General features: G+C 56.6%; 8 protein-coding genes, 1 rRNA gene and 1 other RNA gene. 3 read left to right on the top strand and 7 right to left on the bottom strand.

The features are described 5' to 3' along the window. A 16S ribosomal RNA gene (locus BUB60_RS16150) occupies positions 1-154 on the bottom strand; the annotation flags it as partial. Between the two features lie 529 nt (positions 155-683). Between BUB60_RS16150 and metA the strand changes: the two genes are divergently transcribed. Next, complete coding sequence (gene metA / locus BUB60_RS16145; RefSeq protein WP_073081235.1) at positions 684-1649, top strand: homoserine O-acetyltransferase MetA; 966 nt, start codon at positions 684-686, stop codon at positions 1647-1649. Between the two features lie 76 nt (positions 1650-1725). On the opposite strand, the gene BUB60_RS16140 is transcribed toward metA, so the two are convergent. The 6 genes from BUB60_RS16140 to nifS form a co-directional block, all read right to left on the bottom strand. After that, positions 1726-2307 (bottom strand): dipicolinate synthase subunit B, encoded by a 582-nt coding sequence (locus tag BUB60_RS16140; RefSeq protein ID WP_073081219.1) that lies wholly within the window; start codon positions 2305-2307, stop codon positions 1726-1728. Then, positions 2304-3173: a dipicolinate synthase subunit DpsA gene (gene dpsA, locus BUB60_RS16135; RefSeq protein WP_073081216.1), complete on the bottom strand. Its 870-nt coding sequence runs from the start codon at positions 3171-3173 to the stop codon at positions 2304-2306. Before dpsA ends, BUB60_RS16140 begins: the two co-directional genes overlap by 4 nt. A 303-nt stretch (positions 3174-3476) precedes the next feature. Continuing rightward, the gene (locus tag BUB60_RS16130) at positions 3477-4994 is read right to left on the bottom strand and encodes an LTA synthase family protein (RefSeq protein WP_073081214.1); all 1518 of its coding nucleotides are present in this window, start codon (positions 4992-4994) and stop codon (positions 3477-3479) included. A 183-nt stretch (positions 4995-5177) separates the two neighbouring features. Further along, entirely contained in the window at positions 5178-5600 is a 423-nt protein-coding gene (nifU, locus tag BUB60_RS16125; protein WP_073081212.1) for a Fe-S cluster assembly scaffold protein NifU, read from the bottom strand. A 443-nt stretch (positions 5601-6043) separates the two neighbouring features. Beyond that, a complete protein-coding gene (gene nadA, locus BUB60_RS16120) occupies positions 6044-6955 on the bottom strand; it encodes a quinolinate synthase NadA (protein ID WP_073081210.1) in 912 nt (303 codons plus the stop codon). Beyond that, the gene (gene nifS / locus BUB60_RS16115) at positions 6942-8123 is read right to left on the bottom strand and encodes a cysteine desulfurase NifS (protein WP_073081208.1); all 1182 of its coding nucleotides are present in this window, start codon (positions 8121-8123) and stop codon (positions 6942-6944) included. The genes nadA and nifS overlap by 14 nt, the downstream gene beginning before the upstream one ends. A 178-nt stretch (positions 8124-8301) precedes the next feature. Here nifS and BUB60_RS16110 point away from each other — a divergent pair, with 178 nt between their 5' ends. After that, complete coding sequence (locus BUB60_RS16110; RefSeq protein WP_073081206.1) at positions 8302-9408, top strand: S-layer homology domain-containing protein; 1107 nt, start codon at positions 8302-8304, stop codon at positions 9406-9408. Positions 9409-10190: 782 nt separating this feature from the next. Then, an RNA gene (gene ffs, locus BUB60_RS16105) (signal recognition particle sRNA large type) lies at positions 10191-10455 on the top strand. The last annotated feature ends 9 nt before the right edge of the window (positions 10456-10464 follow it).

The raw sequence follows: 10464 nt of genomic DNA, 5'->3' as shown, positions 1-10464 counted from the left end.
CCAGCTGTTGTCCCCCTCCGAAGGGCAGATTGCTCACGCGTTACTCACCCGTCCGCCACTAAGACAATCAGCGAACCAATTGTCTCCGTTCGACTTGCATGTGTTAGGCACGCCGCCAGCGTTCGTCCTGAGCCAGGATCAAACTCTCAATAATATGGTATCTTAACTACTCTTTCGAGCATTTAAAATCGTCACATTCTTGATCGCTGAATCTCAGCTTCTCAAAGTTTTTTATAGTTAGGCTCACGGTCGCTGACAACGCCGCTGCCCAACTTAAGGTCCCTTTTCACTGGCACATCTTTCGATGTGTCTGGTGCGTTCTTTTCTTACATTGTTTAATTTACAAGGTACACGCGCCGTTTGCCGGCGGACTTTAAGAATACCATACCCGGCATCCCTTGTCAAGCCTTAAATTGCAATCTCTTAACAATTTATCCTCAACTTGTCCGCCGCTCCGGCTCCCCGCATCCTCTCTTGAAGACGCTCCGTTATATTAACACCGCGTCCCTGCACTGTCAATACCCTTTTCGACTCTTTTTTATCCTTTTTATCGCAGAGCTCCCGCGGGCGGCGTCTTCTTGCTTTTCGAATCAACATCCCCTATAATTATCTTTATTATGAGCGCTGATCGAAACGATATGTATACGATTGATACATTTTTAAATAAATGAAGGAGAAGAGACATGCCGATCAAAATTGCGGATTCGCTGCCGGCCAAAGACATACTTGAAAATGAAAATATCTTCGTGATGACGGAATACCGGGCCATGCACCAGGATATCCGTCCTCTGAAGCTTCTGATACTCAACCTGATGCCGACGAAGATCATCACCGAGACGCAGCTTTTGCGGAAGCTCTCGAACACGCCCCTCCAGATTGAGGTCGAGTTCCTGCAGACGATCAGCCACGAGGCCAAGAACGTCAACACGGAGCATCTGGCCTCCTTTTACACCGCCTTTGACAAAATAAAGCACAAGCATTACGACGGCATGATCATCACCGGAGCCCCTGTGGAAAACCTCGACTTCAGCGACGTCGACTACTGGCCGGAGCTCTGCGACATCATGGCATGGACGTCCCACAACGTCCACTCGACGCTGCACATCTGCTGGGGCGCCCAGGCGGGGCTCTATTACCATTACGGCATCAATAAGGTCCAGCTGCCGAAAAAGCTGTCGGGCGTGTTCAGCCACAATGTATTAAAGCCGCAGTCGCCCTTCTTCCGCGGTTTTGACGATACGTTCAGCGTCCCCCACTCCAGATACACCGGCGTTCTGGAGGAGGACATCCTGAAGGTCCATGGCCTGGAGCTGATGTCGGTCTCCGGGGAGGCCGGCGTCTTCGCCCTCAAATCGGAGGACAACCGCCGCTTCTTTATCACCGGCCACCCTGAGTATGACGCCGACACGCTGGCGCTGGAGTACGCCCGCGACGTTAAAAAGGGCCTGGAGATCGAGGTCCCGAAAAACTACTTTCCAAACGACGATCCGACCCGGCCGCCCATGGTCACCTGGCGCGCCCACGCCCAGCTTCTATACACCAACTGGCTCAACTACTACGTCTACCAGACGACGCCCTACAACATCGATACCATCGGGGACGAAGCATTTGGCGCCGGCGAATTCAACAACTACGGCAGCGGCATATAGCCTTTACAATTTCATCGGTTATTAAAAAGGAGCAGATTTTTCTGCTCCTTAGCTTTTTGCAAACTTCGCGGAAACTTTACCGGGAGCTCAGCAGCATGGGCTGCAGCTGGACGCCCTGAAGGGCGGCCTCTGCCGCGGCGGGGAGCAGGTCGAAGTCGGCCGTGATGGAGGTCGGCTTCTTTACCGGGTCGTCCTGATAAAACGGGACGAAAAAGTAGTTTTTCCTGTTGAGCAAAAGCCCCACGTTGGAAGCGTTGCCCGACAGGCCGTCGTTTGTCGAGACGGCGATGAGCACGGGCCGGCCGTTCCGCAGGTGGGCCTTGGCCGCCATCGTCACGCTCGTATCCGTGATCCCTCCGGCCAGCTTTGCGATGGTATTGCCGGTGCAGGGGGCAATAATCAGCAGGTCCAGCAGCGCTTTTGGGCCGAAGGGCTCGGACTCCGGGATCGTGCTGACGATCTTTTTCCCGCAGAGGGCCTCGATCTTGTCGATAAAGCCCTGGGCCGGGCCGAAGCGGCTGTCCGTCTTATAAGCGTTTTCCGACATGATCGGCGTCACGCTTTTATATATTCCGCATATTTTCTCCAGTGATTCTATGGCTTTGTCAAACGTGCAGTAAGAACCGCAGAAGGCATAACCGACACTCTTCTCAATCATAGCGCAATGCCCTTTTCATTCAGAATATTATAAATTGTGTCCCTGATGATGGCGCCGGAGGTGACAGGCGCGACCTCCCCGGGGAGGCTCAGGGCCCAGACGGCCTTGACGCCGAGCTTTGACGCGGCGGTGAAGTCCAATCCGCCCGGCTTGGAGGCCAGATCCAGGCACAGGCAGCCGCGCCGCAGCTTCATGAGCCTGCTTTCGCCCAGGACGCGCGCCGGCACCGTATTGATGACGACGTCATATCGGGACAGCGACGCGTCGATGTTATACGTTTCCTCCGCCTCGTAGCCGTAGGCCTTGATCCACGCCAGGTCCGCCCAGGAGCGCGCCGTGGCCGTTACATGCGCCCCGAGGCCGCGCAGCCGGTGGCTCAGGATTTTGCCGATGCGGCCGAAGCCGATCACGAGGCAGTTTGAATGACAAACGGTGATGGGCGTCTCTTCCATGATCAGCTGGATGGCGCCTTCCGCCGCGGCGACGGCATTGGCCACGGCGAGCTCCTCGCGCTCAAGATAATCTATGAGGGTGATGCCCATCGATCCGGCCAGCTCCCGCGTCGCCTCGTCGATTCTCCCCGCGCAGAGGACCTGCTCCGGCCGCAGGGCGCTGAGCACCTCCCGCGTCGTATACAGCCCGCCGCTCAAGGGCGCGTTCAGCATTCCCTCCCGGGACGTCACCGGGAGCGGCATGACGACACACGCCGCGTCATCCACAGCCTCTCTGATCAGCGTTTTTTGTACAACGCTGCCCTCGAGGCGGATTTTATCAATCGCAAAGGTCGAAACCGAATGGCCGTCGGTGGCCAGCAGCTCAGCCAGCTTCGCCTGACGCATATCTCCTCCGATAACTGCAAATTTCATTTGATTTCCTCCTTATAAAGACGATTCCCATCGCTTACATCAGCGCAGGATGATGCGTTTTCATGGCGTTCGTGCAGAAGAAAACACATTCATGAAGCTACCATGGCGCCGATATTAGGAGATGGGACGTTTATGTACATGACAACGCAGCGCCGACCGAGGTATTTCTGTTTATTCTATTCCGCCATCCTGCCGCGCGTGACAGGGCGTATGCCGGGCCCAACACAAAACCCCCGTGACCGATCCAGCCGGTCGCGGGGGTTTGACAGCGCCGGGGCGCGCCAGGGGCGCGCTCCTGCAGGGCTACTTTGCGTGAATAAATGTCCTGTTATAAAATGCCGATTTCAGGCTTAATTCTCTGGAAAGGTCCGGGCCGTATTTTTCATACAGCGTCTGCTTTCCGGAAAAGAGATTGACGCCCAGGCCAAGCTGGTCTCCTTCGATCCTGACGCCCAGGCCGGCCAGGACAGTGGGAAACAGGTCCAGCGCGCTGAACTGGCGGTTCTTTGTTTTTTCCCGGCTGATTGCCGGCGCGGCGTTGATAAAGCAGTTATACACGCTGCGTTTCTCCGGCGGCACGCCGGCCGTCAGCGTACTGTCCATCGTCAGGTGATCCCCGGTTATGACGATGGTCGTATTCTTATAAAAATTCTGCCGCTGTATCCAACGGACGAAGTCAAACACCTGCTTTGAGGAACAGGCGATGACATTGGCATATTGCGTGCCGAACCTATCGCCGCAGAGCCGGCAGACATAGCCGGCAAACTCGTGGGTGTCCGCCGTCAGCATGGTAAAGTTGAACGGCTGACTGCTTTTGCCAAGCTCCGTGAGCTTATCCTTGGCAAAGGAAAAGAGCTTTTCGTCCTCATAACCCCACCATACGTAATAATCCTCCGGGATGAGGCCCTTCGCCTTTGCGTCGTCATAATCGCATATCTCGTAATTGCCGTGCTGCGTAAAAAATAACCTGCGTCCGCCAAAGGTGGCGTCGGACCCTATAAAAAGGACGTTATGATATCCGTTATTCTCCAATATCGTGCCGATGCCGGTTGCTCCCGGGAAAAACTGCTGCGCTATCGAGCCGCCGACCAGCGGCAGATTGATCGGCAGCCCGGTACTGGTGGCAAACATCGCCCCCATTGTCCACTGCGTGCCGCTGACGGGGAGCGCGCCGCCCAGCCGGTCCGTATTTGAAAAGTTGATATATTGGGAAGCCAGGTCCGTTAATTCCGGAATATAGTTTTCCGGAAACGCGCCGCCGGAGGCGGTGTCGGCATAGGTGCTCTCCATGGATTCCAGGTAGATATAGATCAAATTGCGCTTTTTGTCCGGGAACGTCAGGTTTGCTTTCTCCGGGCCGATATAGTTGTCCTCGATAAAGGGCGACATTATGACTTGGGCGTCAATGTAGCCGAAAAGCTCGAAATTTCTGTTGGCCTGGAGGATGCCGACGGACAAAAACGTAAGAGACAAAAGCAGACTCGCAGCCTTTGTATAAGGAAGCGGCCAGACCTTTACCGCCTTTGAAAAGCCGCTTCCGAACCGGACATTCAAAAATCTTTTTTTCCTCGCCCTGTCGCACAGGAGCAGCAGCACCGCCAGCAGCAGCGTCAAACCGAGGGCCGGGCAGACACAGTAGCTGATCGCGGACCATATGGTCGATTTGCTCGTCCCCTCCAGCGGCACGCGAAGCTCGAAAACTATTTTTTCCAGCGTCACCCCGGCAAAGGTGACGCGCATCCAGTTGATGAGCCTGTAAAACAGAAAGGACATAAAAAACAAAAGCGAGAGCAGTATGATTTTAATCGAATGGCGTTTCATAAGAGCATCTGTTTTTCCTGTTTAATCGAGTGCGTTTCAGCAAGCTCATGTTAGCACTGTTATATCCGGAAAGCAATATTCTATGACAATATTTTCAATACAAAGGAATTTGTGGATACCCCCGCGCGCCGGCAAAAAACCGGCCCGCATCGGTGCGGGCCGGCTGGCTGCAAATATACAATGTTACTTATGGCAGGCGTCGCAGTCGCACGGGCAGCCGATGATCGGCTCGGGATCAATGCCCTGGCGCCTGTAGTAGTCGGCAAGGGCGGACTTGATGCCCTCTTCGGCGAGCACGGAGCAGTGGAGCTTCGCGGGCGGCAGGCCGTCCAGCGCTTCGGCCACGGCGGAGTTCGTCAGCTTCAGGGCTTCCTCGATGGTCTTGCCTTTTACAAGCTCGGTTGCCATGGAGGACGTGGCGATGGCGGCTCCGCAGCCAAACGTCTTAAACTTAATGTCCTGGATGACGTCGTCCTCGATCTTCATATAGATCTTCATGATATCCCCGCACTTCGGGTTGCCCACCTGACCGACGGCGTTGGCGTCTTCGAGCTCGCCCACATTCCGCGGATTTGAGAAATGCTCCATTACTTTTTCTGAGTACATACGAACCTCCTATGTGCATTGAGCGCACTGCTATATAAGCTTTATTTTAATGTATACCCCACGGACGGGGCTCTTGCGGTTTGATTGGAATTGCGGGTACGGAAAGTACTCCGCAGTCGGCTGCGCCGACTGCTCCCTTGAAAAGGGTGCCTTGGGGACGGGGAAACGTGGATTCCCGCCTTCGCGGGAATGACAACGTTGCGGGCAGTCGGGAATGACACGCTGCGGGCGGTTGAGAATCACTGCAGGGACGGCCATCGGCCGTCCGAATCGGGTTCCGGGGCGCAGCCCCCGCAAGGGTCCGGGACGCAGCCCCCGCAGGGGCCCGGGGCACAGCCCCCGCAGGGGCCCGGGGCACAGACCCGCAGGGGTTTGGGGCGGAGCCCCATCAGCAGGGTCATAGGGGCGCAGCCCCTATACCTCTATCGGGCGGGTGGGTGGGCTCAGCAGGATACCATGCGCTCCAGGCTCCGGCGGGCCGCGGCGGCCTCCGCCTCGTCGAGCCTGATCTCATATTCCTCGTTTTCCAGGCAGTTCAAAACGGCCTGGAGCGTATTTTTCTTCATGTTCGGGCAGACGAACGCCGAGGTGACCGAGTAGAACTTCTTTTCCGGCACCTCCCGCTGGAGCCGCGCGGCGATCTCCATCTCGGTGCCGATGATAAACTCCCTGGCGTCCGTTTCTCGGGAAAAGCGGAGAATCTCCGCGGTACTGCCGATGAAGTCGGCGTGCTTCACCACGTCGGCCCGGCACTCGGGGTGTACGGCGATTTTCGCGTCGGGGTGCGCTTTTTTCGCGGCGAGAATATCCGCCTCGGTGATGCGGTGATGCGTCGGGCAAAAGCCCGTATGCAGGATAAACTTCTTTTCCGGCACCTTGCCGGCCGTATACTCGGCCAGATGCATGTCGGGCACGAAAATGATCTCGTCCGCGTCCTGCGATTTGGCGATCCTTACGGCGGACGACGACGTGCAGCAGATATCCGCCACAGACTTGACCGCCGCGGAGGAATTGACGTAGGCCATGACGGCCGCGTCGGGGTGCTCGGCCTTGAGCCGGAGGACGTCCTCCACCGTGACCATATCCGCCATCGGGCAGCCGGCGTCAATGGCCGGCACCAGGACCTTCTTGTCGGGCGACAGGATCTTGGCGCCCTCGCCCATGAACCGGACGCCGCAGATGACGATCAGGTCCTCCTCGGCCTCCTTGGCCCGCTTTGCCATCTCAAAGGAATCGCCGACGATATCGGCAATATCCTGGACCTCCAGCGGCACATAAAAGTGGGCCAGGATGAGCGCGTTTTTTTCTTTTTTTAATTTCAGTATTTTTTGCTGGGTCTCATTAAAATTTCCCATTCATTCTGTCCTCCCAGAGGGGTGACATCGCTCTGAGCTTTTCGACGATAGGCGGCAGCGTGGCGATGATGTAATCAATATCCTCGTCCGTGGTGCATTCGCTGATCGACAGCCGGACGGAGCCGTGGGCCACCTCATGGGCCAGCCCGATGGCCAGCAGAACGTGGGACGGGTCCAGGGACGCGGAGGAACAGGCCGAGCCGGAGGAAGCGCAGATGCCGGCGTTGTCCAGCGTCAGGATCATGGCCTCTCCTTCGACGCATTCAAAGACAAAGGACGCCGTGCCCGGGAGCCTGTTCACCGGGTCGCCGGTGAGGCGTGAAAACGGGATTTTCAGAAGCTCGGCAATGAGCCTGTCCCGCATGGCGGAGACCCTTTTCATATTTTCGGCCATATTTGCCGTGGCCTCTTCCAGCGCGGCCGCCAGCCCGACGATGCCGGCCACGTTCTCCGTGGAGGAGCGCCGCTTGCTCTCCTGGCCCCCGCCGTACAGCAGCGGCGGGATGTAATTGCCCTTTTTGATATAGAGCGCGCCGACGCCCTTCGGCCCCCTGAATTTGTGACCGGCGATCGACATCATGTCGATGTTCATCGCCTTGACGTCGATAGGGATATGCCCGGCGGCCTGGACGGCGTCGGTATGGAACGGAACGCCCTTTTCCCGGGCAAGCCGGCCCAGCTCGGTCACCGGCTGGATCGCGCCGATCTCGTTGTTGGCCATCATGATGGTGATCAGGATCGTGTCGTCCCGGATGGCGTTTTTGAGGTCGTCCGGCGACACCCTGCCCAGGTTGTCCACCGGCAGCATGGTGATCTCAAAGCCCTGCTTCTTCAGATATTCGAGGGTATGGGAAACGGCGTGGTGCTCGATGGCGGAGGTGATGATGTGCTTCCCCTTCTTGCTCCCCTTCTCGGCGGCGCCGCGGATGGCCCAGTTGTCGGCCTCGGTGCCGCTGCCCGTAAAATAGATTTCCTCCGGCAGCGCCCCAATGGCCGCGGCGACCTTGACCCGGGCGCCTTCGAGGGCCTTTTTGGCCTCTCTGCCGAGACTGTATATGGCCGACGGATTGCCGTAGCTCTCCGTCAGGTACGGCATCATCGCATCGAGCGCCGTTTTCGAAAGCGCGGTCGTCCCCGCGTTGTCTGCGTAAACGCGTCTTGCTGTCATTAAAAAGCTCTCCAGTCGTCACAATCTTGATTTATTTTATAAGATATAATCCTGAACTTAATCTATACCAGCGGGTATTTTTTGTCAACACGTCCCGGTTGATATTATATCCTGATCATGCTAAGATGAATATTGTCTAAGTTTAACCAATTATGAGAAATTCATGAGGAGGGCAGATATGAAAAGGTTTGTTGCGGGCGCGCTCGTATTTATGCTGCTTCTCTTTATGACGACGGCATACGGCGCCGCGCCCGGCTCGTCGGCCGACCCGCTCATCTCTCTGAGCTATATCAACAACACGTTCCTTCCCGCCACGGAAAGCGAAGCCAAGACTCTTGCGGCAAACGCCATCGGCGGCCTGTATGACGACGCGGGCAAAACGCTGAAGTCGGCTTACGACGGCTATCTGGCCCAGCTCGGCGGCCTGAGCGGCTACAAGCTTGCCGCCGCCTTCACGCCGATCAGCCTCCCCGCGGGCGCGACGGCCACGCTCGTCACCGGCAGCACCCTTATGCTGACCTCCGGCGCGGCCTCGGTGACCGTGAAGAGCGGCACCGTGATCAACATTTCAACGGGCGCCGAGGTCAAATCCGGCGCGGCGCTGGCGCTCAGCCAGAAGTATTTCTGCGCCGAGGACACGACGGCGGTCTTCACCGCCACGGCGGCCGCCGTCGCCCAGGTCGACGGTTACTACACCACCACCGGCTCGGTTATCGCCAGCTCCCTGCCGTTTCTGGACGTTGGGAGCGGGGACTGGTATTTCAGCGCGGTGAGCTACGTCACCGGCAAGAGCCTGTTCACCGGCACCTCGCAGATCACGTTTTCGCCGGAGACCTCCATGACGCGCGGCATGTTCGTCACCGTCCTCCACAGGCTCGCCGGCAAGCCCGCCGTTTCCGGCGCCTCGGTATTCGCCGACGCGGCCGACACGACGCAGTATTATTATAACGCCGTCATCTGGGCCAACGCCAAAAGCATCGTGACCGGCTACAGCGACGGCAAATTCCACCCGGACGACGCGATTACCCGCGAGCAGATGGCGGCGATCATCTGCCGGTACGCCGCTTTTGCCGGCTACGGCACGACGCCCGCCGGTACCGGCGCTTACGACGGATTCCCGGATAAGGGCAGCGTCTCCGATTATGCCGCCGACGCTATGAAGTGGGCCACCGGCGCCGGCCTCATAAACGGCGCCGACGGCAGGCTGGCGCCGCAAAGCACGGCCTCCAGGGCGCAGGTCGCGCAAATCGTCCTGAATTTCTGCCAGAAAATCATGGGGCTGTAACCCGCTGCCAGACTCCTGAATAATATGAAGTGAACCCAGATACGGGCCATATTAGTTTAGGAGGAATAACGAATGGGCTGCGGCGGTTTTTTTGGTGAGAACTGCGTTTGGCTGGTCATCATTTTGGTGATCATCTTCTGCTTCGGCGGCTTCTCATGCTGCGCTTAACGGTAAAATATTTACGATAATTTAAGGAACATTAGCCCCATCATCGAATAATATGAAATGGACCCAAACATGGGTCGATCATAGGAGGATTCAAAAAATGGGTGAATTTTTTGGCGGCAGAAACTGCGTGTGGCTGATTATCATTCTGGTGATCATCTTCTGCTTCGGCGGTTTCACATTCTGCTAACAGTAAAAAACAATTACAATAAATAGAGGAACATTAACCCCGGCATCGAATAATATAGACTGAACCCAAACACGGGTCATATCATATTGGAGGGATTCAACAATGGGTGACTTTTTTGGCGGCAGAAACTGCGTGTGGTTGGTTATCATTCTTGTTATCATTTTCTGCTTCGGCGGCTTCACGTTCATTGACTGAGGATAACGGGCCATCGTTCTCAATATAAATAAATACGCCGGAGGCCTCTGGCCATCCGGCATTACATAAAAAACTGAATACGGTGTTTGGGATGAATGTTTGTATGCCGGCGCTCTGCCGCATTCAGGCATTTTCTTGGTTTATAGGCAGGAATTTATCATATTGATAAAACTGCCGAGTCGTAGTATAATAAAAAGCACTTTCCCCGCATCAGACGCGGCGCGGGGCAAGGCCGCACTAGTCGGGGAGTCAGCGGTGCCCTGTCGCCTGCAACCCGCTACAGCAGGGATGAATCCCGGCCCCCGGATTTGTGATGTGTCGTCTGAACCCGGTAAGCAGCGTTGACGAGCCGGTCTCGCGCAACGTAAATTCGTGAATCATGTCAGGCGGGGAACCGAGCAGCATTAAGCGAAAATTTGCGTGTGCCGCGAGGCCACCGGTTCTGAGCCGGCTGCCGTTGTTACGGACATATCACACTTTCAAAGGCCGGTGTGCGGTCTTGCCTT

It is taken from the genome of Sporobacter termitidis DSM 10068 (assembly GCF_900130065.1).
GTDB lineage: Bacteria > Bacillota > Clostridia > Oscillospirales > Oscillospiraceae > Sporobacter > Sporobacter termitidis.
This window is presented reverse-complemented; position numbering and strand designations above follow the sequence as displayed.